A 21,223-nucleotide genomic window follows, 5' to 3' on the forward strand; every position below is an offset into this window, starting at 1 on the left:
TTTTTGGGGGTTCATTATTTTCCTTGGGATTTGATTAACGAAGTAAAATTATAACATGAACCGGTGCACGTGTCAATGCCAGTTTGGAAAGGCGGGAGCTATTCCTCGTCGCTGTGGTTGCGCGTGATGCGGATATCGCGCAGGCTGGAAAATTGCAGCGAGAGGGGGCAGGAGCCGGTGAAGGCGCTTAACAAGGTGATGATGCCCAGTAACCCGATCCAGTTTTTATAGATGATCCCGGCAACGATCACGCCCAGCGAAATGATGACGCGGATCCACTTGACTGTTTGATTGGTATTGCATTTTTGGCTTGCGCTCATGGCCGCAGTATACCTCAAGACGGCCGGTTTTTCAATCGCCGCGGCTGGTTTTGGCCGCCCGTTTGCCGGCGATGGCCTTGAAATACTTCATGGCCGTCCCCCAGGAGGAGACCGCGGCGATGACCAGGCCGGGGAAGCCGTCGAGAAAGCCCAGCCGCCACAGGTAATGGCGCAGGAAGGTCACCGGCGGCAGGAGCAGCAGTCGCAGGAGGAGGAATTTTTTCTTTCGGCCGAGGATCTCTTCGGCTTGGAAGGTGGAATAGCGGTTCAGGCGACTGATGTGATCGCTGATGTCGCGGTAGGTGTGGTGCAGAATATCGCCGGCCAGGGGAACGACCGGGCCGGTCACCAGGAGCCGTTCATGGATTCGCCCCTGCCAGGAAGCGGAATTCTTCTTGAAAAGCCGGATCTTGCGGTCGGGATACCAGCCCGAGTGCCGGATCCAGCGGCCGAGATAAAAGGTTTTTCTTTTGATGGCGAAGGCGCTCGCGCCGGTTGGGGCCTCTTTTTCCTTCAAGGCCAATATCGCCTTTTTCAACTCGGGCGACACCCGTTCATCGGCATCGAGGTTGAGGATCCAGTCGTGCGCGGCTTTGCCCATGGCGAAATTTTTCTGCTGCCCGTAATCCTCGAAGTGATTTTGCAGGAATTGCACCCGGGCTTGGCGGGCGATTTCGGGGGTGCGGTCGGTCGAATGCGCATCGACCACCACGATCTCGTCGGCCACTCCCTGAAGGCTGGCCAGGGCGTCTTGCAAGCGGTCCTCTTCGTTGAAGGTGATGATGACCGCCGAGATCTTCATGCCTGTCGCCTGTTCCATGGTTGAAAAATACTCGAATAAGCCTGTTTTGTCAATAAAACCGGGTTCCCTCGGCGTTAGTGGCGAAAGTGACGGATGCCGGAAAACAGGAGCCTGATGCCGAGCTTCCTGGCGCTCTGGATGACGTCGGCGTCATGGACCGAGCCGCCGGTTTCAACCACGACGGCGATCTTGTGCCTGGCCGCCAGCTCGACCGAGTCGGGGAAGGGGAAGAAGGCATCGGAGAGGAGGACCGCGCCGGCAACCGACGACTGGCTTTTATGGATGGCCAGCTCCACCGCGTCGATGCGGCTGGCTTGGCCGGCGCCCACGCCGATGAGCTTGAGATTTTTGACGATGATGATGCCGTTCGACTTCACGTACTTGATGAGTTTCCAGCCGAATTCCACGTTGGCCTTATCCTTCTTGCCCAGCGGCCTTCCCGTCTTGCGCACAAAATCGTCGACGGCGAAGGAGAGATTGTCCCGGTTTTGGTAGACGAAACCGCCGGGGATGGTCTTGAAATCGGCCTTCTCCTTGTAGCCCGGGGCCATTCTGATCAGGCGCAGGTTTTTTTTCTTGCGCAGGATGGCGAGGGCGGCGTCGGAAAAGCCGGGGGCGATGATGACCTCGAAAAAGACGTCAGCCATGGCCGCCGCGGTTTCGGCTTCAAGGAAATGATTGAAGCCGACGATGCCGCCGTAGGCCGAACGCGGGTCGCCGGCAAAAGCGCCTTTAAAAGCCTGCGGCTGGGCAGGGGTCATGGCGGCGCCGCAGGGATTCTGGTGCTTGACGATGACGGCGAAATGCCCCTCGGCCTGGAAATCGTTGAGCACTTCATAGACCATGGCGGCATCGAGGATATTGTTGAAGGACAGCTCCTTGCCATGCAGCTGTTCGATGGCATGGAAGGGCGAGCAACAGTCGCTCACCGCCAAGAAAGCCGATTGGTGTGGGTTCTCGCCGTAGCGCAGCGCTTGCTCCAGCCGGCCGCCGATGGTCATGAAGTCGGGAGGATCCGCCTGGCCGCGGGCAAGAAAGGCGGCGATCAGCGAATCGTAGAAAGCGGTGTAGGCGAAGGCTTTCTGCGCCAGCCGCTTTTTCAGCTCCAGGGGGATCTCGCTGTTGGATTCGATGGCGGCGATGACCGGCCCATAGTCTTTTTCGTCGATGAGGACGATGGTGTACTTGAAATTCTTGGCTGCGGCACGGACCAGCGACGGGCCGCCGATATCGATGTTCGCCAGCATGGTGTCCATATCGTCGGCTTTGCTCGCCAGGGCGGCCTCGAAGGGATAGAAGTTGATGATCACCAGGTCGATCTTATCCGCCCCGAGCTCCTTCAATTGATCCAGGTGCCCGGCCGTTTTTTTCGCCAGCACCGGGCCGAAGATCAGCGGGTGCAGGGTTTTGACCCGGCCGTCAAGGATCTCCGGGAACTTGGTGATGGCCGAGACGTCGCTCACCGGGATACCCTTCCCCTTCAGAAATGCGGCTGTGCCGCCGGTGGAGACGATCTCCCAGCCCGCCTTGTTCAAGGCGCTGGCGATCTTTTCTATCTTTTCTTTTTCGTAGACGCTGATCAATGCCCGCTTCATTTATCCCTCCGCAAAACGTCATTATAACGTGTCGCGGGCAATGAAGCAAAAACGAGTGGATATGCCTATCCAGCCGCCCCTCAGGGAGCATTTCCACCGGGTGAAAGGGAGGTCGAAATTTTATGGATCGGTAGTGACAGGTCGCGACCTGTCACTACGGTTTGAGGGTTTCACAAATTCCCTCGTTTATGATACAATACAATCTTCATCGTGCCGGGGTGTAGCGCAGACTGGCTAGCGCGTTCCGTTCGGGTCGGAAAGGCCGGAGGTTCAAATCCTCTCACCCCGATTTTTCCCTTCTTGTCCATCGCACTTGAATTGGTCGCATATTTGTTGTATAATCCCAACTTCGGTTGTGACCTTATGGGGAAAAAATGGAAAACCTAAACGAATTGGCTGTCGTGCTTTATTTTGTGGTGCTTTCGTTGCTGGCCGTTTTCGGCGCGCACCGGTATTTTATGGTCTATCTGTATTATAAAAATAAAAAGGCCGTGCCCAAGCCCGAGCGTCAGTTCGAGAAGCTGCCGCGCGTGACCATCCAGCTGCCGATGTACAACGAGATGTACGTGGCCGAGCGCCTGATCGACGCCGTGGTCAAGATGGACTATCCCAAGGAGCTCCTGGAGATCCAGGTACTGGACGATTCCACCGACGAGACGGTCGCCATTGCGTCGCGGCGGGTGAATCTCTACAAGAACCAGGGGCTGGATATCTCCTACCTGCACCGTCAGAGCCGCAAGGGTTACAAGGCCGGGGCGTTGGAGGAAGGGATGAAGGTCGCTACGGGCGAATTCATCGCTGTCTTCGACGCCGATTTCATCCCCCACAAGAATTTCCTGATGAACACCATCCACTTCTTCACCGCGCCCAACATCGCCATGGTGCAGATGCGCTGGAGCCACCTGAACCGCAATTTTTCGCTGATCACCAACCTGCAGTCGATCTTCCTCGACGGCCACTTCATGATCGAGCACACGGCCCGCAACCGTTCCGGCCGCTTCTTCAATTTCAACGGTACCGCCGGTATCTGGCGGAAAGCCGCCATCATCGACGGCGGTGGCTGGCAACACGACACGCTGACCGAGGACCTGGACCTGAGTTACCGGACGCAGATGAAGGGCTGGCAGTTCGTCTACCTCCCCGAGTGTTCGGTCCCAGCCGAACTGCCGGTGGATATCGTCGCCTTTAAAGCCCAGCAGCACCGCTGGGCCAAGGGTTCGATCCAGACGGCCAAGAAGCTCTTGCCCAAAATATTCAAGGCGCCCCTGCCGCTGCGCGTGAAGGTCGAAGCGTTCTTCCACTTGGCGGCCAACATCGCCTACCTGCTGATGGTGCCGCTGTCGGTTTCCATCCTGCCGGTGGTCATCCTGCGCCGGGACATGAACTGGGGCCAGATGTTCATCTATGATGTGCCGCTCTTCCTGATGGCCACGGCATCGGTTTCGGCCTTCTACATCGTTTCGCAGAAGGAGCTTTATACCAACTGGACCACCACCTTCAAGTATCTGCCCCTGCTGATGGGTCTGGGCATCGGGCTGTCGGTCAACAATTCGTTCGCGGTCGTGGAGGCCCTGCGCAACAAGGAATCCGAATTCGTGCGCACGCCGAAATTCGGAATCGAAAAGAACAACGACACCTGGGCCACCAAGAAATACAAGGGCAACAAAAAATTATTGATCCCCCTGGTGGAACTGCTGCTCGGTTTTTATTTCACCGTTGCCGTGGTCATCTGCATCAACGAAGGCATCTGGCTGACCCTGCCCTTCCTGATGCTTTTCCAGTACGGCTATCTGTATATTTCCTTCCTGTCGTTCGCCACAATTTTCAAAAACAGGTTCGTCTTTAAAAAGGCCAGTGTCAGTGTTGTCAACTGATTGCCGGCGCTAGGGAAATTTCTATTTTAGCGATGGGCGTCGTTTCATTTCCGTTTTAAAAAAATGAAATTCAACGCCTATTTCGTCAGGTTTTCTCACCCGCAGGCGAGTTTTTCGGGCGTGGTTCAGCTGGACGGAGAGAACGTCAAAGCCAATTTCAAACGGATAGACAACGATCTGTTTGTGGTCTATTTCAAGAACCAGGTCGAGCTCCGGTTTTTACAGAAAGTGGCTTTCAAGAATACCAGGAGCATGCTGGGTGTGCTGTTGCCTGTTCTATCGCAGTACAATCAGAGAAAACTGAAAAAAATCTCAGAGATCCTGTCCCTGATCGAAATGCAGACTTTCGGCCAGATCATCTGCGCGTTGCTGGCCGTGGAAAAATTCCTGGCCGTGGCGGACCTGCTCCATTTTTTCGCGGTGGAAAGGTGGGCGGCCATCGCGGTTCTGACCGAGTTGGAAATCGCCCAGCAGGTGAAGACCATCAGTTTCAACGATCTGTTCGTCACGTCCTGGAGCCATTATTCCCAAAACTTGGCTTCCCTCGAAGATGTGTTGCGCCAGGCTTATGAAAACCGGGAAAAGATGCTGAAATTCAGCCAGCTGGAAAAGGTCATCAAGGTCCCGCAAACGGCCATTTTTTTCAGATACCTGCTGCGCAAGTGCAGCCAGCTGTTCCCCTTGAAAATAGTGGCCAGCGCCATTATTTTTTCCCAGCTCCCCCTGGCCGCCGACGAGAAGGAACGCATGGCCGGGATCGAGAAGGTTTTAAAGACCAACAAGCTGCCCGTGTTTACCATCGAAAACGTGCAGAAAAATATGTCGTTTTCCCTCAGCCAGATCAATGATGCGCTGTGGTACATGCTCAACGAGGATAAGCTGTTGCGTTTGAACGAGCGCTATTTCATTTTCAGCGATGAGTACAACAAGATCATCAACCGCTTGAAAAAATTCAAAAGGAACCAGGGCGATATCATCGCCATTGACGATTTGCGCGCCATGACTTCTTACAGCCGGAAATACCTCATTATCCTATTTGAATTCCTGGACGAACAGAACATCACCCAGCGCATCGGGAACAAAAGAAAAATCCTGCTTGGCGCCTGATCAGGAGGTTGTGATTCCCAGCCGGTTCTTGGCGGCGGCCAGAATATCGTTGAACGTTTTCATCTGCTCCGCTTGCGGCAGATCCTTGGCTTTTACGAAGAAGACGAGATGCTGGAGCAATTTCAAGGCGTCTGGGGAATATTTTTCATCGTTCAACAGGTTGGCCTCCGCTAGGTAATCCATGGCGCCATCGATGTCGGTCTTGTTCAGCAGAACTCCCAGGTCGTAGGCCACCTTGGCGTTCTTTTTCATCTGGTAAGAGGCTTTCAGGTTCTCGACGGCCTTATCCGAATTTTTCAGCCGATTGTACCACATGCCCAGCATCTTGTAGTATTCGGCATTGGGCTTGTTCTGGTTGACGGCTTCTATGCCGCGGATGGCGTCCTCCACCCGCTGGTTCTTGAGCATGCGCTCGCTGAAGACCAGGACAAAGTTCGCCGATTTGTCGGACTTGTCCAACTGGTAGGCTTCGAGCGATTTATTGAAAGCGGTGATGGCGTTCTGCGGGTCCTCGGGTTTGGCCGCCAGCAGCTGCACCTGGATGCGCAGGGCGGGGGCGGTGTAGTTGGTGTCGATGGTGGTGCTCTGGTTTTCGGCGCGCAGGGTCTTGGCCAGTTCAATCACCTGGTCGGCGTAGCTGTAGGCTTTATCCATGTCCTTTTTGGTCAGGTTGTAGGCATTGGCTAGGCACAGGTAGATGCGCAGTTTGTTCTGGGGGTCAAGGTCCTTGTAAAGCAGCGTTTTTTCTCCGTACTGAATGGTTTTGTCGAACTGCTGCAGCAGATAGGCGGCATCGGCCAGGTTCATGTACATGTACATGGCGTTCCGTTCGTCCTTGTCGCCGTAGGTCTTGTAATACTCTTCCAATTTGTCAAATCTGGCCTGCAAGTTTTTTTCGCTCTGGATGGCGATCCAGGCGTCGGTTTGGGCTTTGTCCATCGCTGGCAATACGACTATACCACTGATTATAAGCAATAAAAGGAAAATGCTCGTTTTCTTCATTCCCGGTTCCTCCAGTTTATTTGAGATTTGGAATTAATTATAATTAAAATCTTTCGTCAATGTCAAGTTTTTATTAAGCAATCCCCGACGCGGAATTTGACTAAATTTTTCTTCCCCGGTAAAATGACCGGGTGATCAAGGCGTGTCTATTTTGCTTGTTTCTGACGTTGCTCCTCGTGCCCATCCCCGGCCAGACGCTGAATATCACTTCTTTTGAACTGCCCAACGGCTTGAAAGTCATCCTGTCCCCCAGCAATGACATGCAGACGGCCGCCGTATGCCTATACAACATGGCAGGGGCCCGGACCGATCCGGCCGACGGGCGCGGCATTTCCTATCTCTATCAGTACCTGATGTTCGACGGCAACGAAAACCTGGAATCGTACGACCATGTCCTTTTTATAAATAAAATGGGCGGAATCGTGAGCGGTCGGGTCAGCTATGACAATGCCGTTTTTTACGAGGTGCTGCCGGCTTCGGAAATCAACGTGGCCTTGTGGCTGGAAAGCGAACGCTTGAAAAGCCTGCGCCTCGAGGACGCGAATATCGATTACCACAAAAACGAGATATTCAACCGCATCGGCCGGCTGTGGGAGTCGAACCTGAATTTCAAGGCCCAGACTTGGATCAGCGCCAAGATTTTCGAGGGGTCGCCGTATGCCAATCCCCTTTACGGAGACTTGAACAGGATCCGCGCCTTGAACAACGACCACATCCGGGACGGGTACCGCAAGTTCCAGAATGTGTCCAATATTTTGCTGATCATCGCGGGAAAATTCGACATCAATGAATTAAAAGCAGGCATCAACAAGTTTTTTCAAAACCTCCCGCCCGGAAGAAGGTCGCCGGAAGTCGTCCTGAATGCCGCCAGCCATCACGGTATTTACTCGGTCAAGAACTGGGTGATTCCCGGCCTGAAAACGAGCTCTACTTTTTTTGGGATCAAGTCGCCGGGAAAAATCAGTTACGATTACGTGTTTTTTGATTTTTTGCGTTATTACTTGACCGATCCGCGTTGTTCGCAGCTGGAATATATCCTGAACAAGTTGAACAAACTCAATGTGGACATCGAAGGTTCCTTCACCGATTATTTCGAATCCAATGCCCTGACCATCCAACTGTCTTGCAGCGAACGCGTCAATCTCGAAAAAGCCAAATACATCCTCGGGCAGGAATTTTCGGCCCTGGCCATGAAACCGATCAGCAATGCCGAGTTGAAGGCCATCCGTTCCTTGATGGAAATTGACCTTTATAAAAGTTCCTACGATCTGGAGGAGCGCTGCCAGCGCATCGCTGAATTTTATCACATGTTCGGCGAAACAAACTTTCTCGATTTGCAGCTGAGGCGTTTGCGCAAAATAACCACGTACGATGTCATGGAAAGCGCTAAAAAATATTTTATGAAGGAAAACCAGGTCGTTTTGAATGTCTATGGCGAATAAACATCCTTTTACCGCGAAATCCTGCCTGTTCATGGCCTGGACGTTGTTTTTTTCTCTTGCCGCCATTCGTTTGGCCGCTGAAACACGGCAGTTTTCTTTCTTTTCTTCCAAGGGCCTGCCGATCAAGGTGTTGCAGCAGAATGAAATGCCTTTTGTCCATGCCCAGCTGCTGGTTTTTTTGGACGGCGACACCCAGAACTACAACTCGCTGCTGATCGCGCAACTGACCGTGATGAACGTGTTCGCCCGGGAGTTGAACTGGCCGTCGAACGACTTGCTCGATTCCTTTTTCAGGCTGGGCAATGACTACCAGGTGGAACAAACGCCCGAGTTCATCAGGATAAGCTTGAATTTTCTTCCCGATCGCCTGACCGCTTTCACCAAGCTGCTCAGGGAAATTTACACCTACCAGTCTTTTCATTTGAACAAGTTCAACCTGAGCAAGGAAAAATACTGGTCTTTATATACCGGAACCCGGGATTGGAAAAAAGAGATCGCATTTTTGCTGGCCTACCAGCAAATGGTCGGTAATTTTTATTTCAGCCAGGGCCTGCAGGTCCAGGAGATGGTCAACGGCATCAATCTGGCGCAAGTGCGCTCTTTTTACTTGAAGACCTTCCGGCCTGACAATTCCCTGCTTGTTCTTAAGGGAAATATCAATCCTTATCTCGCCCTGGCCCAGATCGAGCGGGATCTGCCCATTTCATCCCCGGCGCCGGCAAAAAGCAAAAAGGAAGAAACCGCTCCCAACTCCAGCCGGCGGATTTTCGTTTTGAACAATACGGCTTCCGATGCCCCGACGATCTACTGGTTTGATGCGGCTCCGGCAATGGACGATGCCGACTATCTGCCCTTTTTCATCGGCAATTTCACCTTGTTCGGTTTTCCCGGGGGACGGATTTACCAGTCGGAAAGGAGCCAGTTTTTACTGGGCGGCTATAAGGTCAGCACCGATATCTATCCCTTGAAAAATTTCACGGTTTTCTGCAACTACCTGCGGCTGAACTACAATGACCTGGAAAATTTTCTGCTCTTGGTGGACCAGGAAAGAAAAAAATTTTCCGCCCAGCCCGTTGCCAAAAAGGAATACCTGGATGCCTTGAATTACTACCTCGGGCGTAACCAGGTGGAGACGGGTACCTTCGAATACGGCGTGCAGCAGATCATCGACCGTTTCCAATCCCAGCCTGCTTCCCTGTCGCAGCCGCCGCATGGCCTGGAATTCGTTCGCGACGTGACCTTTGAACGGGTCGTGCAGGTGATGGATGACCAGATGGGCTACAAGCATAAAACCGGCAGCCGCGAACGGGGGATCATCGTGCTGATCGGAAACGCCAACCTGATCATGAACGCGTTGAAGGCATTTAAAACGGATGTTGTTGAATTGCGGATGGATTGAAACAAGGCGGCGACCGGATTTGAACCGATGAATAACGCTTTTGCAGAGCGCTGCCTTACCACTTGGCTACGCCGCCAATGGAGCGGGAAACGGGATTTGAACCCGCAACATCGACCTTGGCAAGGTCGCGCTCTACCATTGAGCTATTCCCGCTCTTGCCGATAAGAATAATCGAAAATCGCTTTTTTGTCAAGCCCCGGTTTCTGCAATAAATCACTCCGGGCAGGCAGAAAAATTTCCCCTTCACCCGGCCATATGCTTGACCGGGGCGATTCACACCGGATTAGATCAGGCGCGGTTTTACTGGCTGGACAGAGACAGGATTAACTCGCGCTGCTTGCGGTCGGTCGGGTTGACGACCATGGCCACGGTCAGGGTCTGCTTGCCCTTGGACCAGATGGCCGTCTGAAACAGGTCATTGCCCTGATTGGCCGCGCCCATGACGGCGTTGACGTCGACAAAACCGCCGGCGACGCCGCCCAGGCCGCTTTCCCAACCGCCGGCCTTCAACTCCTTGTCATAGAAAGCCTTCACTTGCTCCCAGCTCGCGTCGCCGGGAAGCGTGAAGCCCTTTTGCTCGGTTTTTCCCCCGGCGCCCATGGCCTGGCGCATGGCCGAGTCCTGTTTCATGTTTTGCGCCAGGGTGTTGCCGATGGTGCTTTCCCCGGCTTTCAGTTCGGTCGCCCCGGGAAACTTCGGCAGATCGCCAGAAGACACGCTGCCGCCGCAGGCGGATAGAAAAACGAGAGCCACGGCCGCGAAGACCAAAACCAATCCATATTGTTTTTTCATGAACCCTCCCAATCTGTTTTGTGCGACCCCGCCTCCCTCATTTGGAATCGGACCTTTTCTCTGTACCGTGGATGTGCTCGGCGGCATAGAGCATGATCTCGGCGAAGGCGCGGGCATCGCCGAGGTCGGTGGCATCCGGGTGACCGCTGGCGCTCTGGGCTTCCAGGGCCCAGGCCCGCTCCTGCGGTTTTTCCATCCAAAAGTCGAGCATTTGAAACTGCACCTGGCCGCGGCAGCCGAACGTACCCAGGATGGTCCGGCCGCTGGTCAGGCTTAGTGCGGTATAAAAGGCGGTTATGGCTTTTTCACCGCCGCGCAATGAACCGTGCGTGGCGAACAGGGCAATTTTTTTCCCGGGCGGAATGCTTTGCAGGAAAAGGGTCATCGTGGCCGGGATACTGTGATGCTGAACCGGGAAACCGCAGAATATGAGGTCGTATTTCCCCGGATCGTCAACCTGGTCGATCGGCAGCAGGACTTTTTGCGTGTGGCGGAGGCCGGAGAATATCGTTTCGGCGACTTTGCGGGTGTTGCCGGTTTCGGAATAGTAGGCGACCAGAAGATTCATCGTTCCTCCTTGCCGGTGAGAATTGTAACGGAATGGTCACCTAAAGTCCAGCGTGCACCGGCGCAAACTGGGAAAGACGATGGGGATTTCATTCACCCGGTTTTCCGCCGGCAACAGGTTCGCGGCGCAGGGCCAATAGGATGCCCAGCAGGATTAACGCCGCCGCCGCCACTTTCAAAAGCGAGGGAACTTCGCCTAAAAAAAGCAATGCCAGGAATGCCGCGCCGATCGGCTCGCCCAAAGTGGCTATGGCCACGTATGAAGCTGGCAAGTGACCCAGAACCCAGTTGAACGAGGAGTGTCCCAGGAGTTGCGGCAGCAGCGCCAACAGCAAAAACCAGCCGTAGGTCGTTGCCTTGAATCCGCCCAGGGGCTGTCCGACCAGCATGGCGGCGGCAATAAGGAAGAGGGCCGCGGCACCGTATACCAGGGTCACGTAGGGAATCAGGGAGAGGCTGCGGCGGAGCCGGCGGCCGATGAGCCAATAGCCGCTCACGGCCAATGCTCCGGCCAAGGCCAGGGCGTTGCCCAGGAAGGGTCTTGCTGAAATAGCCGTGCGTGCTTCAGCCAGGCTGATGACAATGGTGCCGCACAGGGCCAGCGTCAAGCCCAGCCAGATGGATGGCGTCACGGGTTCGCGCCAGGCGATCCAGGCGATGATGGCGACCCATAGCGGTGATGTGGAGACCAGCGCCACCGAGCTGGCGACCGAGGTGTAGGCCAATGAACTGATCCAGGTCGCGAAATGGACGGCCAGAAAGAACCCGGAGGCGAGAAGCCAAAGCCATTCCCTGCCGGCAATGCCGCGTATGTCGCGATAGTGGCGGCCGAAGGCCAAAGGGAGCAGGAACAGGACGGCCAGCGAGAGGCGAAAGGCGGCGATGCTTAAGCAAGGGGCATCGGACTGGGCGAAGCGGATGAAAATCGAACCCGAGGAAACGGCGGCGATGCCGATGGCCAGGGCCAGGCGTGGAGATAAAACCAGCCGCCGGCTCATGAAGCCGATTCCAGGAAAAGTTTGCCGAAGCTCTTCAAAACAGTGATATCGAACAGCGCGGCCAGGAGGAGCAGTAGGCCGATGATCAGCCACAGCCAACCCAAACGAGCTGCCGCCTTGCCTTCGTATTCACGACCCTCGGCCCTGGTGCGGCGCTTGCTGATCGCCCGCCATCCCGAAAATGTCAGCATGGTTCCCAGTATCAGGAATGCCCAATTGAGGAATTTCGCTTCGCCGACGGTCATTTTATCCGATGATGAATGAGGTCATGGTCAGCGAGCCAGCCAGGGGCTTGTCGTTGAAGTATTCGATCTTTTCCCCTTCATGCTTCACGGCCAAAACGTAGAGCAGGGGCAGGAAATGCTCCGGGGTGGGGACGGCAAGCCGCGCCGCTTCCCCCAGCGCCGGGAAATCGGCCAGTTTCTGATGGCGATCCTCGTTGATCAACTTCTTGAACAGGTCGTTGGCCTCGATCGCCCAGGGGAAACCGAAGGGGCGATTGAAGTCGCGGCCACCGCCCTGGATTTCGACCAACCCCAAATTATGGACCATGTTGCCGCTGCCGACGATGAGAATGCCCTTGTCGCGCAACCCGGCCAGCTCCCGGCCGATGGCATAATGCTCCCGCGCGGACAGGGTATAGTCCAGGCTGAGCTGGACGACCGGCAGGTCGGCCGCGGGGAACATCCGGCGCAGCACACTCCAGCAGCCGTGGTCCAGGCCCCAGTCCAGGTCGAACCCCACCTGGGCGGCACCGATCGAGTTGCGCACCTCCCCGGCCAGCCAGGTGCTGCCCGGGGCGGCGTATTCCGCCCGGTAGAGCTCGGGCGGGAAGCCGCCGAAATCGTGGATGGTGCGCGGTTGCTCCATGGCCGTGACCAGCGTCCCCCAGGTTTCCCAATGAGCCGAAACGCATAGAATGGCCCTAGGCCTGGGCAGCGATTCTCCGACCTGGTGCCAGCGGCGCGAAAATTCGTTGTCCTCGACGGCGTTCATCGGGCTGCCGTGGCCCACGAACAGGACCGGGAGTCGCTGGTTTTTTTCCTTGGCTTTCTTTGGCGCTTTCGCAGTTTTTGCTTTCATGGTTTTCCCCTGCGCGTTGGGCTCATTTGCTGATACTATAATTTAAAAGCGCCAAAAAATCCATAGCAATTTTCGCATTCTGGGCGGAAGTGCGGATTATTTATCCCGGCCGGTTTCCGGGGAGACGATCTTTTTATAGTCGGCAAAACTCTTGAAAAGGGCATCCACGGATTCCCCGGCCAGGAATACCGAGGAGACCGCCCGGTACTCATGCCCATCGTATACATGGGTCGTAAACGTACCGCTACCGGCGCTGGCATGGGAATAAACGTGGATAACCGGATAGCTGTTGATCTTCTGCGCCGCCACCAGAATCGGTGATCCGAAAAAGTTGCCAATGCGTCGCAGGGACTTCCCGTCCAGCAAAATATAAGGACAGCCGCCTGTTCCGCAGAGGCTGCCGGCTGAGATGATCAAATATTCTACCCGGCCATCGCTGTTCAGGTCCTTTTGAAACGAATTGGGAATGGCCTCATCCAGATATTCGAGACGCTCCAGGCTGTCGGGGATGTCGCCCGAGGCCGGCAATGGCAAGGGAGCCATGGATGAGTCATCCAGCCAGATTCCCGCAGGTTTTTTGTTATCGGCTTGGATCGGGAAGATAACCAGGGAAACGACTCCCACCAATGCCGTGGCAAAAAATATCTTCATGGTGCGCCCGCCGGCTCTTCTAAATGTCAAACGAATTTGCCCTTGGCGACGGTCATGGCCTTGCCGCCCACCGAAATGGAGATGCTTTGGCCAGCCTGTTCCGCCTTCAGGAGCAGCAGCGATGGCCGGCCGATCTCGTAGCCCTGCTCGCTGCGGACGTCGATGCACTCGCTGCCGAAATAGCGGTGCTTGACCAGGTAGCCAGCCAGGCAGCCGTTGCCGCTGCCGGTGGCCGGGTCCTCGGGGATATTGAAGCAGTCGACGAATACGCGCACGCTGATGTCGTTCTGCGCTTCGTGCGCCTGTGGGCAGAACACCAGCACCCCCTTGGCCCAGGTATCCTTGATGTAGGCGAAATATTTCTCCCGGTCGATTTTCGCCGCCTTCAGGGCCGAGAGGGATTTCAATGGCACGATGAAAAAGGGCAGCCCGGTGGAGACTTCCTGAACGGGAAAGCGGTCATCGATTTCGTTGACAGGGACGTTGAGCATGGCGGTAAAGGGGGCGGCCGGGTGCAGCTTGCCGAACTCGGGCTCGATCTGGCGCATCCAGATATAGCCGTCTGTGGCGAAGGTGACGGGGATTTTGCCCACTTTTAAATTCAGGTTCAGTTCATCGGCTTCGCCCTTGAGAATTTCGCTGCGGATGATATGGGCGGTTCCCAATGTCGGGTGGCCGGCGAACGGAACCTCTTCCGCGGGGGTGAAGATGCGCACGTCAAAACCGTTGTCGCGCGGCTCGTCCCTGAGAATGAACGTGGTTTCGGAAAAATTGGTTTCGCGGGCGATCTGTTGCATCGTTTCGCCGCTCAGCGATTCGGCCCGGCGGAAAACGGCCAGCTGGTTGCCGGCGTATTTTTTCTCGGCGAATACATCCACGATGTAGAACGGTAGTTTTCTCATCATTGCCCTCCTAAATCTTTGCCATGCCTACCATTCGGCCCTTCAGCTTTTTCCGGAAATGTATTGGCAATAACCAAAGGCGATCGGGCCGGCCTTTGTCGTCTCGCAGGGAAAATCAACGCATTCGAAGCAGAGGCGGACTCCCTTTTCGAAGGCGCAGGTCGCGATCTTGCAGAATTTGTTTTCCTTGGGCACACAGCCTTGTGGATAACTCGGGCAGGTTTTTTGCACCAGGCGCGGGCATTTCTCGCAGCCGATGCCGCAGACTCCGATTTTCATGGCCGTGCTCCTTTTTAATTTTTCAAATGTTCCGCCCACTCCTGGCGCAATGCGAACGATTTGTTGTCAATTGCCCGCTCGACCACCAGAATGCCGTCCAGATGGTCGATCTCGTGCTTCAGCAGTTCGGAGAGGTCGCCCTTTCCACTTTTGCCAATAGATTTGGAAAGCTGAAGCAATCGTCTCAAACTCGGATCTTTTCCTGGCTTTGTTTTGTGATCTTCGGGTTGATCATCGCTACGGAGATCTTCTCTTTTGGAAAATCAACATAGTTTATCCTTTTTAATACACCTATCTGCGGCGCGGCAATCGCCCTGCCAAAACCATTCTTTTTCTTGAAATCTTCTAACGTATCCTTCAGGTCCCGAATGATTTTTTTTGTTTCCGACGCCCCGGTGTCTTTGACCGGTTTGCAAACCTTCCACAACCCAGGATTGCCAAGCCTTAAAATTTCCTTCACTGCCACTGCCAACCTCTCTACTTTAAAATCTTGTTTTCTGAAGTTTTTTTGAAACGATCCAACTTCTCAAGCCGACGATCAGTGCTATCAAGGGTGGTGCACCAAAAGTGATCGCTTTATCTATAGGGCTAGCCCAAGCAATTGAATAATGCAAATCCATATGGGTATTTGGATAAATTATTTCATAAACAAAAACATAAACAAGGACATATAAATTGACCAGTAGAATTTGAATCCAAGGTGAAACAATATATATTGGTACTAAAAATATTAATAAATATTTCATTCCTTTTCTTCGAATATTTTTCAGCCAAATGAAAGTAAGAATTAAAAGAATCGCCAGAGTAAACATCATCACAAAAAACACCATTGGGGTTTTCCAATAAAAAGTTCCGTCCGCTTCGATTAAGTCCCAGGATATAATATCTCCCCGATTTTTATAGCAACGCCAGCTTAAGCCAGTGGGCGTTTGTGGGCAATTTCTGTTAAATACATTATGTTGATCTCTCCGTTTGTCATAATGAAAACGGAAGGAAAAAAAGTCAAGGTTGGAGAAGTCCAATCGCTTCAGGCCTGACAAATTACCTGACCTTTTGTTTTGGCATGCATGACAACCGGGGAGCAGGCTTGCTCCCATTCAATCGGCTAATAATAAAGAATATCGAATGGCCTGCGGAAATGCCTGACCAATTCCCGGTGCACGCCCCTGGCTTTGGCCAGGCGTTGAAAAATATCGTGCCCGTGAAAATCCTCGGAAACAATGATCAGATCAATGTCGCTGTCGGCATTATGACGGCCTTGCGGGGCGGAGCCGAAAAACACAATTTGTTTCGTTCTGATGCCGCGGGCTTTTAACAGTTGCAAAAGATTTTTTTCGATATCAGAAATTAATTTGCTAGCCATGATACTTATTCTTCTGCTGTTTACTTTTCAATGAGCCTTTTCAGGAGGATGTCTTCGACATTTTGCCTTGAATCCAGGACGGACAAAACATAAACGTTATTCTTGGAAATCCGGTAAATAATCCGCCAGGGGGCGATGACCAGTTCGCGGTATTGGTCAATGCCCTGTTCCTGCAGTTCGGGTACGACGCGCCCCCGCTCCGGAAAAGTATAAAGGCTTTGGGCTCTTTTTTTTATTTTCAGGAATTTTTCGTAAGCGATGGTTGAATTGTCATTGGCAATATATTCGCTGATGCCTGTCAGATCTTTGGCGGCTGTTGCCGACCAGATAACGGCAAAGGTTTTTTTCATTTTAATTTATTTTTAAGGACACCCTCAATGGCGGCGAACACTTCTGCCTGGGTTTTCACCTTTCCGGCCTTGATGTCCCCTTCGCCCTGGGAAAGGAGCTTCAATATGCCGATGGCGTTGCGCATGTTCTCGTAGCTTTGCGGATCCTGCAGCACGGCCCGCGGCTCCCCGTTCTGGGTGATGATCACCGGGCGGCGCGTTTGGTTGATCTGCTTGAGCAGTTCGGCCGCCCGTGTTTTCAGGTAAGTAATCGGTTTGATGTCTTTGGCGATGTCCATTGGTTTACTCCAGGTCCTTATATGGTACCATAAAAAGACCGGTTGTCAATTAGGCCGGGTGGCGCTTCAACCAGGCATTGTACGCGAACATCGAAGCGGCTGACAGCAGGCCGAACGCAGAGAGGATGATCCAGCCGGTCGCCGCCGCCTTGGGGTCGAGCTTCAACAGCCACTTTCCCTCGGGCAGCACGATTTTCTGCGCTCCGCGGCACATGACCGCGTTGAACAGCCAGGCGCCGACCGGTCCGCCGATCAGCGAGCCGATCGCCATCGGCAGGTTGGCGTAGCCGAGGAAGAGCCCTTCCTGCCCCTTGGGGGCCAGCGAGCCGATGTACTCGTAGAGGCGGCTGGCGGCGAAGAGCTCGCCAAAGGCGATCATGGCCACGGTCAGCACGATGAACAGGCTGCCCAGGGGGATCAGATCGAGCGCTTTCACGGTCACCCCGCCGGGAGCCAGCAGCGGGTAGATGTTGATGATCATCGACAAGCCGATGATCACCGTGCCGATGACGATCGACTTGATCGGCGGCAGCTTGCCGAACATGCGGGTGATCAGCAATTGGCAGCAGACGATGACGATCGGGTTGGCCATGGTGTACATGTCCATCGCCGGCGTGAGCTCGACCGTTTTCTTGACGTAGAGCGGCAGGACGTTGTAGACCTGGTTGTAGATGAAGTAGAAGCCGCTGGATACCAGCAGGAACATGACGAAGCGCCCCGAGCGCAGCACGCGCACCATGCCGAGCAGGATATCGGGGATGGAGCGCCTGGGTTTGTCCGGCTGGGACGATGACTTGGGGTTGCGGTAGAAAAAGAAGACCACCAGGAAGGCGATGAACGACGCCCCCATGGCCACGGCGAAGATCGCCTGCAGCTTCTTCAGTTCGCTGCGGACGAAGAACGCCGTGATGCGGCCGACGATGCTGCCGATGTTGACCACCATGTAGAAGATGGCGAACGCCAGGGTGGCCCGGCCCATGTGAAAGCGCTGCACCGAACCGGCGATGCACGGCTTGACGAATGATCCGCCGATGCCGATCAGCACGATGGCCAGCATCACCGGGACCAGGGTGGCCGAGCCGGCGCTGACCTTCGAGCTCACCTCGGGGGCGAGTGTCTGGCCGTTGAACCACACCGGGAAGCCCATCAGGAAATAGCCGGCGACCAGCAACATGGTGGCCAGCAGCAGCGCCCTGCGGAAGCCGATCTGGTCGGCCACGGTGCCCGAGAGGGCCGGCAAAAAGTAGACCAAAAACCAGAGGACGCTGTTGAGGGTGCTGGGCCAGTAGTCGCCGAGCCCGAGCTGGCCGAGGTAGATGACCACGAAGCTGGCCATCGAGTAATAGGCGGCGCGCTCGAACAGCTCGATGACATTGGCCGTCCAGAAGATCTTGGGGAAAGGGGCAACATTACGCTCGGGCGAATTCATGAAGGCCTCCGGGTTATTTTTTTATGGCGATGCCCAGCTCGTCCAGCTGGCGCTGGGAGACGGCCGACGGCGAACCGGTCAGCAGGCAGAGCGAGGAGGTGGTCTTGGGGAAGGCGATGATCTCGCGGATAGAATCCTCGCCGGTCAGCAGCATCAGCAGCCGGTCGAAGCCCAGGGCGATGCCCAGGTGGGGCGGCGCCCCGAATCTCAGGGCGTTGAGGAAAAAGCCGAACTTCTCCTCGATCTCCTTGTCCTCCAGCTTGAGCATCTGGAAGATCTTTTTCTGCAAGCCGATATTGTGGATCCTCTTGCTGCCGCCCCCGATCTCCACGCCGTTGAGGATTAAATCGTAGGCAATGGCTTTCACCGTCAGCGGCTGGCTGTCCAGGAGCGGAATGTCTTCGGGGCGCGGCGCGGTGAAGGGATGGTGGTTGGAATCGAGGCGCTGCTCCTCCTCGTTGAAAAAGAACAGGGGAAAATCGGTCACCCAGAGGAACTCGAGCTTCTCCTTTTCCTGGAATTTTTCCCCCAGCTGCTCGCGGAGCTTGCCGGCCAGTGAAAGGGCCTGGCTTTCAACGCCGGCGACCAGCAGCACCAGCGCGCCGAGATCGATTTTACGCGCCTGGTAAAAAGCGGCGATAGCTGTGGGAGCGATCTTCAAGGAGGCCTTGAAGCCGTCATCTCCCTTTTTTATCCAGATGACCCCTTTGCCGCCGAGTTTTTTTCCCGCTTCGTTTATCTCGTCCAGCTGCTTGCGCGAGAAGGCGCCGGCGTCGGGGATGATCAACCCCTTGACCTTTTCACCCCTGGCCAGGGCGGCGTTAAGCAGGTCGCTGTTCCATGAGGCGGCTTCAACGGTGAAATCCTCGATAATGTAGGGAATGCGCAGGTCGGGTTTGTCAGAGCCGTACGTGTGTATGGCCTCTTGGTAAGGCAGGCGTCGGAATGGCAGGGCGACGTCGAAGCCGCGCAGAGAAAATATTTCACACACCAGGCGTTCGATGATGGCGAACAGCTCGTCGGTTTCGGCGAAGCTCATTTCGATGTCGATCTGGGTGAACTCGGGCTGGCGGTCGGCGCGCAGGTCCTCGTCGCGGAAGCAGCGGGTGATCTGATAGTAGCGCTCGAATCCGGCCACCATCAACAGCTGCTTGAACTGCTGCGGCGACTGCGGCAGGGCGAACATCTTGCCCTTGTATATCCTCGAAGGGACGAGGTAATCGCGCGCCCCCTCCGGCGTGGCGTTGGTCAGCATCGGCGTTTCGATGTCGAGGAAGCCCTCCTTGTCCAGGAAATTGCGGGCCAGCAGGTTGACCTTGGAGCGGAACTTGAAATTGCGCTGCATGGCCAGATTGCGCAGGTCGATGTAGCGGTACTTGAAGCGCAGCTCTTCCGAGACGCCGGCGCGGTTCTCGGGGACAAAGGGCGGCACGGCGGAGGCGGCCAGGACCTCGATAACGACGGCGATGAGCTCGACCCGGCCGCTCGGCAACTCGGGGTTGGGCTTGGCACGCTTCACCACCCGGCCGCTTACGGCCAGCACCGTTTCCTTGCCGATCTCCTTGAGCAGTTCGGGATGGGCGAAGGTTTCGTTGACCACGACCTGCAGCAGCCCCTCGCGATCGCGCAGGTCGATGAAGGTCAGGCCGCCCAGTTCGCGCATGCCGTTCACCCAGCCGTAGACGGTGATGGTTCGGCCGGCGTCGTTTTCGCTGACTGCGCCGCAATACGTTTCCCGCTTCAATAGTTTCTTTTCAGCCATTCGTTCAGGTCCTTGAGGGGAATTTTTGTCTGCTCCTGGCTGGTCATGTTCTTGATCGACACCGATTTGCTGGCGATTTCGTCCTCGGCCAGGATCAGAGTGAAGGCGGCGGCGATCTTGTCGGCTTTCTTGAACTGTTTTTTCAGGTTTTTACCCAGGAAATCGAGGTAGACCGGATAGCCCTCCGCGCGCAGGACTTCGGCCAGCTGGATGGCGTGGGCCAGCCACTTTGGCTCCCCGTAGGCGACAAAGAGGTTCTTGATTTTGGGCAAAGCCAGGTTCTCCAGGTGCAGGATGATGCGCTCCATGCCGGCGGCGAAGCCGATGCCGGCCATGTCGGGCCCGCCCAGTTCCTTGATCAAGTTGTTGTAGCGGCCGCCGCCGAGCAGCGCGTTCTGGGCGCCGAGCTGCCCCGACGTGACCTCGAAGGCGGTCTTGGTGTAGTAATCGAGGCCGCGCACGAGGCGCGGGTTCAGCTGGAAAGGGACGTTCATCCAGCTGAGGGTTTCGCGCACAGCGGCGAAGTGGTCGCGACATTCAGCGCACAAATGGCCGTCGAGCAGGGGGAAGCGTTGGGTCGCCTCCACGCATTCGGGCAACTTGCAATCGAAAATGCGCAGCGGGTTGCCGTCGATCTTGCGCCGGCAATCGGCACACAGACGGCTTTCCTTGGCGTGGGCCGCCTTTCTCAGCTCCTCCAGGTATTGGGGGCGGCAGCGCGGGCAGCCCACCGAATTCAATTCCAGGCGGATGTCGGCGATGCCAAGCTTCTTTAGAAAATCGACGGCGGCGAAAATGACCTCGGCGTCCACCTGCGGCGATTCGTCGGCGAAAACCTCGATGCCGAACTGGTGGAACTGGCGGTAACGGCCCTTCTGCGGCTTGTCGTAGCGGAACATCGGCCCGATATAATAGAAGCGCAGCGGCGACACCGTCTCAAAGAGATTGTTTTCGATGGCGGCGCGCACCACCGAGGCGGTGTTCTCGGGGCGCAGGGTCAGGCTGCGCTCGGACTTGTCGGTGAAGGTGTACATTTCCTTCTGCACGACTTCGGTCTCGCTGCCGATGCCGCGGCTGAAAAGCTCGCTATGCTCGAAGATCGGGGTGCGGATCTCCTGGTAGAGGAACTTTTTGTAGTAGGCGTGGATGGCGTTTTCCAGGTAATGCCATTTTTGGATCTCGGGAGCATAAATGTCCCGCGTGCCTTTCGGAGCTTTGATCTCGTTCA

Annotated in this window: 23 protein-coding genes, 3 tRNA genes and 1 pseudogene; 6 read left to right on the forward strand and 21 right to left on the reverse strand. The window is 55.3% G+C overall.

All coding sequences use genetic code 11. The features are described from left to right. Nucleotides 1-98: 98 nt before the first annotated feature. From NTW95_06445 to purH, 3 genes are read right to left on the reverse strand one after another with little or no spacing between them, the layout of a single operon-like run. Nucleotides 99-320 (reverse strand): DUF2892 domain-containing protein, encoded by a 222-nt coding sequence (locus NTW95_06445; GenBank protein MCX6557059.1) that lies wholly within the window; start codon nt 318-320, stop codon nt 99-101. Nucleotides 321-351: 31 nt separating this feature from the next. Further along, nucleotides 352-1,140 carry a glycosyltransferase family 2 protein gene (locus NTW95_06450; GenBank protein ID MCX6557060.1) on the reverse strand — a complete coding sequence of 263 codons (789 nt, stop codon included), beginning with the start codon at nt 1,138-1,140 and terminating at the stop codon, nt 352-354. A 56-nt stretch (nt 1,141-1,196) separates the two neighbouring features. After that, entirely contained in the window at nt 1,197-2,717 is a 1,521-nt protein-coding gene (gene purH, locus NTW95_06455) for a bifunctional phosphoribosylaminoimidazolecarboxamide formyltransferase/IMP cyclohydrolase (GenBank protein MCX6557061.1), read from the reverse strand. Between the two features lie 214 nt (nt 2,718-2,931). On the opposite strand from purH, the gene NTW95_06460 reads away from it, so the two are divergent. The 3 genes from NTW95_06460 (at nt 2,932) to NTW95_06470 (ending at nt 5,698) form a co-directional block, all read left to right on the forward strand. Further along, nucleotides 2,932-3,006: transfer RNA gene (locus NTW95_06460), tRNA-Pro, on the forward strand. An 85-nt stretch (nt 3,007-3,091) separates the two neighbouring features. Continuing rightward, on the forward strand, nt 3,092-4,591 hold the full coding sequence (locus NTW95_06465; protein ID MCX6557062.1) for a glycosyltransferase family 2 protein: 1,500 nt from the start codon (nt 3,092-3,094) through the stop codon (nt 4,589-4,591). A 63-nt stretch (nt 4,592-4,654) separates the two neighbouring features. Further along, nucleotides 4,655-5,698 (forward strand): SelB C-terminal domain-containing protein, encoded by a 1,044-nt coding sequence (locus tag NTW95_06470; GenBank protein MCX6557063.1) that lies wholly within the window; start codon nt 4,655-4,657, stop codon nt 5,696-5,698. Here the strand turns inward: NTW95_06470 and NTW95_06475 are convergent, their stop codons facing one another. Beyond that, a complete protein-coding gene (locus NTW95_06475; GenBank protein ID MCX6557064.1) occupies nt 5,699-6,637 on the reverse strand; it encodes a hypothetical protein in 939 nt (312 codons plus the stop codon). It abuts the gene before it with no gap. A 194-nt stretch (nt 6,638-6,831) separates the two neighbouring features. Here NTW95_06475 and NTW95_06480 point away from each other — a divergent pair, with 194 nt between their 5' ends. Together NTW95_06480 and NTW95_06485 are read left to right on the forward strand one after the other, a co-directional pair. Beyond that, the gene (locus NTW95_06480; protein MCX6557065.1) at nt 6,832-8,142 is read left to right on the forward strand and encodes an insulinase family protein; all 1,311 of its coding nucleotides are present in this window, start codon (nt 6,832-6,834) and stop codon (nt 8,140-8,142) included. Then, entirely contained in the window at nt 8,126-9,541 is a 1,416-nt protein-coding gene (locus tag NTW95_06485) for an insulinase family protein (protein ID MCX6557066.1), read from the forward strand. Before NTW95_06480 ends, NTW95_06485 begins: the two co-directional genes overlap by 17 nt. 4 nt (nt 9,542-9,545) lie before the next feature. Here NTW95_06485 and NTW95_06490 read toward each other — a convergent pair. The 12 genes and pseudogenes from NTW95_06490 to NTW95_06545 all read right to left on the reverse strand — a co-directional run bounded on the left by NTW95_06490 (nt 9,546) and on the right by NTW95_06545 (nt 15,910). Then, nucleotides 9,546-9,617 (reverse strand) — tRNA-Cys (locus NTW95_06490). 2 nt (nt 9,618-9,619) lie between these two features. Further along, a tRNA-Gly gene (locus tag NTW95_06495) sits at nt 9,620-9,694 on the reverse strand. A 147-nt stretch (nt 9,695-9,841) separates the two neighbouring features. Continuing rightward, a complete protein-coding gene (locus NTW95_06500; protein MCX6557067.1) occupies nt 9,842-10,333 on the reverse strand; it encodes a hypothetical protein in 492 nt (163 codons plus the stop codon). A 37-nt stretch (nt 10,334-10,370) separates the two neighbouring features. After that, nucleotides 10,371-10,901, reverse strand: a complete 531-nt coding sequence (locus NTW95_06505) for a hypothetical protein (GenBank protein ID MCX6557068.1) — start codon at nt 10,899-10,901, stop codon at nt 10,371-10,373. A gap of 88 nt (nt 10,902-10,989) precedes the next feature. After that, a complete protein-coding gene (locus NTW95_06510; GenBank protein MCX6557069.1) occupies nt 10,990-11,898 on the reverse strand; it encodes a DMT family transporter in 909 nt (302 codons plus the stop codon). Then, nucleotides 11,895-12,143 carry a hypothetical protein gene (locus NTW95_06515; GenBank protein ID MCX6557070.1) on the reverse strand — a complete coding sequence of 83 codons (249 nt, stop codon included), beginning with the start codon at nt 12,141-12,143 and terminating at the stop codon, nt 11,895-11,897. The genes NTW95_06510 and NTW95_06515 overlap by 4 nt, the downstream gene beginning before the upstream one ends. Nucleotide 12,144: 1 nt before the next feature. Beyond that, complete coding sequence (gene ygiD, locus NTW95_06520; protein ID MCX6557071.1) at nt 12,145-12,981, reverse strand: 4,5-DOPA dioxygenase extradiol; 837 nt, start codon at nt 12,979-12,981, stop codon at nt 12,145-12,147. Between the two features lie 96 nt (nt 12,982-13,077). After that, nucleotides 13,078-13,632: a hypothetical protein gene (locus NTW95_06525; GenBank protein ID MCX6557072.1), complete on the reverse strand. Its 555-nt coding sequence runs from the start codon at nt 13,630-13,632 to the stop codon at nt 13,078-13,080. A 26-nt stretch (nt 13,633-13,658) separates the two neighbouring features. Further along, nucleotides 13,659-14,534 carry a PhzF family phenazine biosynthesis protein gene (locus tag NTW95_06530; GenBank protein ID MCX6557073.1) on the reverse strand — a complete coding sequence of 292 codons (876 nt, stop codon included), beginning with the start codon at nt 14,532-14,534 and terminating at the stop codon, nt 13,659-13,661. A gap of 42 nt (nt 14,535-14,576) precedes the next feature. After that, a complete protein-coding gene (locus NTW95_06535) occupies nt 14,577-14,813 on the reverse strand; it encodes a DUF3795 domain-containing protein (GenBank protein MCX6557074.1) in 237 nt (78 codons plus the stop codon). Nucleotides 14,814-14,827: 14 nt separating this feature from the next. Continuing rightward, nucleotides 14,828-15,279, reverse strand: a pseudogene (locus NTW95_06540) (peptide deformylase). Between the two features lie 16 nt (nt 15,280-15,295). Continuing rightward, nucleotides 15,296-15,910, reverse strand: a complete 615-nt coding sequence (locus NTW95_06545) for a hypothetical protein (GenBank protein ID MCX6557075.1) — start codon at nt 15,908-15,910, stop codon at nt 15,296-15,298. 41 nt (nt 15,911-15,951) lie between these two features. Here NTW95_06545 and NTW95_06550 point away from each other — a divergent pair, with 41 nt between their 5' ends. After that, nucleotides 15,952-16,128: a hypothetical protein gene (locus NTW95_06550; GenBank protein MCX6557076.1), complete on the forward strand. Its 177-nt coding sequence runs from the start codon at nt 15,952-15,954 to the stop codon at nt 16,126-16,128. Between the two features lie 68 nt (nt 16,129-16,196). Here the strand turns inward: NTW95_06550 and NTW95_06555 are convergent, their stop codons facing one another. The 5 genes from NTW95_06555 to hisS are packed head-to-tail and all read right to left on the reverse strand — an operon-like array spanning nt 16,197 to nt 21,215. Then, the gene (locus NTW95_06555) at nt 16,197-16,526 is read right to left on the reverse strand and encodes a type II toxin-antitoxin system RelE/ParE family toxin (GenBank protein ID MCX6557077.1); all 330 of its coding nucleotides are present in this window, start codon (nt 16,524-16,526) and stop codon (nt 16,197-16,199) included. Beyond that, nucleotides 16,523-16,804, reverse strand: a complete 282-nt coding sequence (locus NTW95_06560) for a type II toxin-antitoxin system Phd/YefM family antitoxin (protein ID MCX6557078.1) — start codon at nt 16,802-16,804, stop codon at nt 16,523-16,525. Before NTW95_06560 ends, NTW95_06555 begins: the two co-directional genes overlap by 4 nt. A gap of 49 nt (nt 16,805-16,853) precedes the next feature. Then, nucleotides 16,854-18,233, reverse strand: a complete 1,380-nt coding sequence (locus NTW95_06565) for an MFS transporter (protein ID MCX6557079.1) — start codon at nt 18,231-18,233, stop codon at nt 16,854-16,856. A gap of 13 nt (nt 18,234-18,246) precedes the next feature. Beyond that, on the reverse strand, nt 18,247-19,995 hold the full coding sequence (gene aspS / locus NTW95_06570; GenBank protein ID MCX6557080.1) for an aspartate--tRNA ligase: 1,749 nt from the start codon (nt 19,993-19,995) through the stop codon (nt 18,247-18,249). Next, complete coding sequence (hisS, locus tag NTW95_06575; GenBank protein ID MCX6557081.1) at nt 19,974-21,215, reverse strand: histidine--tRNA ligase; 1,242 nt, start codon at nt 21,213-21,215, stop codon at nt 19,974-19,976. Before hisS ends, aspS begins: the two co-directional genes overlap by 22 nt. Nucleotides 21,216-21,223 lie beyond the last annotated feature (8 nt).

It is taken from the genome of Candidatus Aminicenantes bacterium (assembly GCA_026393795.1).
Taxonomy (GTDB): domain Bacteria; phylum Acidobacteriota; class Aminicenantia; order UBA2199; family UBA2199; genus UBA2199.

Coding starts and splice junctions, on each gene's coding strand:
- NTW95_06445 (MCX6557059.1), bottom strand. CDS start 320: ATGAGCGCAAGCCAAAAATGCAATACCAATCAAACAGTCAAGTGGATC.
- NTW95_06450 (MCX6557060.1), bottom strand. CDS start 1,140: ATGGAACAGGCGACAGGCATGAAGATCTCGGCGGTCATCATCACCTTC.
- purH (MCX6557061.1), bottom strand. CDS start 2,717: ATGAAGCGGGCATTGATCAGCGTCTACGAAAAAGAAAAGATAGAAAAG.
- NTW95_06465 (MCX6557062.1), top strand. CDS start 3,092: ATGGAAAACCTAAACGAATTGGCTGTCGTGCTTTATTTTGTGGTGCTT.
- NTW95_06470 (MCX6557063.1), top strand. CDS start 4,655: ATGAAATTCAACGCCTATTTCGTCAGGTTTTCTCACCCGCAGGCGAGT.
- NTW95_06475 (MCX6557064.1), bottom strand. CDS start 6,637: ATGGACAAAGCCCAAACCGACGCCTGGATCGCCATCCAGAGCGAAAAA.
- NTW95_06485 (MCX6557066.1), top strand. CDS start 8,126: ATGTCTATGGCGAATAAACATCCTTTTACCGCGAAATCCTGCCTGTTC.
- NTW95_06500 (MCX6557067.1), bottom strand. CDS start 10,333: ATGAAAAAACAATATGGATTGGTTTTGGTCTTCGCGGCCGTGGCTCTC.
- NTW95_06505 (MCX6557068.1), bottom strand. CDS start 10,901: ATGAATCTTCTGGTCGCCTACTATTCCGAAACCGGCAACACCCGCAAA.
- NTW95_06510 (MCX6557069.1), bottom strand. CDS start 11,898: ATGAGCCGGCGGCTGGTTTTATCTCCACGCCTGGCCCTGGCCATCGGC.
- NTW95_06515 (MCX6557070.1), bottom strand. CDS start 12,143: ATGACCGTCGGCGAAGCGAAATTCCTCAATTGGGCATTCCTGATACTG.
- ygiD (MCX6557071.1), bottom strand. CDS start 12,981: ATGAAAGCAAAAACTGCGAAAGCGCCAAAGAAAGCCAAGGAAAAAAAC.
- NTW95_06525 (MCX6557072.1), bottom strand. CDS start 13,632: ATGAAGATATTTTTTGCCACGGCATTGGTGGGAGTCGTTTCCCTGGTT.
- NTW95_06530 (MCX6557073.1), bottom strand. CDS start 14,534: ATGAGAAAACTACCGTTCTACATCGTGGATGTATTCGCCGAGAAAAAA.
- NTW95_06535 (MCX6557074.1), bottom strand. CDS start 14,813: ATGAAAATCGGAGTCTGCGGCATCGGCTGCGAGAAATGCCCGCGCCTG.
- NTW95_06545 (MCX6557075.1), bottom strand. CDS start 15,910: ATGGGAGCAAGCCTGCTCCCCGGTTGTCATGCATGCCAAAACAAAAGG.
- NTW95_06550 (MCX6557076.1), top strand. CDS start 15,952: ATGCCTGACCAATTCCCGGTGCACGCCCCTGGCTTTGGCCAGGCGTTG.
- NTW95_06555 (MCX6557077.1), bottom strand. CDS start 16,526: ATGAAAAAAACCTTTGCCGTTATCTGGTCGGCAACAGCCGCCAAAGAT.
- NTW95_06560 (MCX6557078.1), bottom strand. CDS start 16,804: ATGGACATCGCCAAAGACATCAAACCGATTACTTACCTGAAAACACGG.
- NTW95_06565 (MCX6557079.1), bottom strand. CDS start 18,233: ATGAATTCGCCCGAGCGTAATGTTGCCCCTTTCCCCAAGATCTTCTGG.
- aspS (MCX6557080.1), bottom strand. CDS start 19,995: ATGGCTGAAAAGAAACTATTGAAGCGGGAAACGTATTGCGGCGCAGTC.